This window comes from Arthrobacter sp. TB 26, assembly GCF_000427315.1.
GTDB lineage: Bacteria > Actinomycetota > Actinomycetes > Actinomycetales > Micrococcaceae > Arthrobacter.
Genome location: NZ_AUPJ01000505.1, coordinates 2,500 through 3,670, shown reverse-complemented (window position 1 = coordinate 3,670; position 1,171 = coordinate 2,500).

Below are 1,171 nucleotides of genomic sequence, written 5' to 3'. Positions count from 1 at the left end.
CCCGCCTGACCAGCGTGCCGACGTCGTGCCCGGCGCTGCGCAGGGTGCTGGAAATGGCGGTTCCGATCAGCCCTGAGGCTCCGGCAATAATGATTCGCATGATCCATCTCACCATGCCCGGCACGGCAGGGATACCTCCCGGGCCGGGAGGCCCGTCTTGACTATGATCTAACGATGACCTCTTCGAGTTACTTCCGTTTCCCGCATCTGCACGGCGATCTGGTCACTTTCGTGGCCGAGGACGACGTCTGGATTGCGCCCCTAGGCGGCGGCCGCGCCTGGCGCGTTTCCTCGCTGCAGCTGCCGGCCCGCAACCCCCGCTTCACGCCGGACGGCAAGCGCCTGGTATGGACGGTCGTTCAAGGTACGGCCCCGGAAGTTGTCACCGCGGACGTCGACGGCGGCGGGTACCGGCAGTTGAGCTACTTCGGCCACGCCACGACCAAGGTCAAGGGCTTCACCCCCGACGGCGACGTCCTGGTCACGAGCGCCTTCCGCCAGGCCGACAGCCGGCACACCCACGCCTACAGCCTGCCCGTGACGGGGGGCTGGGCCACTGAACTCCCGTTGGGACCGGTGGAATCCGTCGCGTTCGGACCGGTCGTCGGCGACGAACGCCCCGTGGTCCTCGCCAGCGTGCTCTCGCGGGAGCCGGCATGGTGGAAGCGCTATCGTGGCGGGGCCGCCGGCAAGCTGTGGATCGACGCCGACGGAAACGGCGAATTCGAACGCCTTGCCGCCGGGCTCGACGGCAACCTGACCGACCCCATGTGGGTCGACGGCCGGATCGCCTTCCTGTCCGACCACGAGGGCTACGGAAACCTTTACTCCGTGCTGCCCAACGGCTCTGACCTGCGCCGTCACACGGACCACGAGGACTTCTACGTCCGGCATGCCGCCACCGACGGCCGGCGCGTCGTCTTCGAATCGGCCGGTGAGCTGTGGCTGCTGCCGGACCTCGGCTCGGACGCCGTCAAACTCGGGATTTCGCTGGGCTCCGCTTCCCAGGCCCGCCGCACCGCACCGCTGAAGCCGTCACGGCACCTGGGCGACGTGGTTCCGGACCGCACCGGCGGCTCCAGCGCCGTGGAGGCCCACGGCACCCTGCACTGGCTGCGGCACAAGGACGGCCCCTCGCGCGTCCTGGAAGCCACCCCCGGCGTCCGGGCAC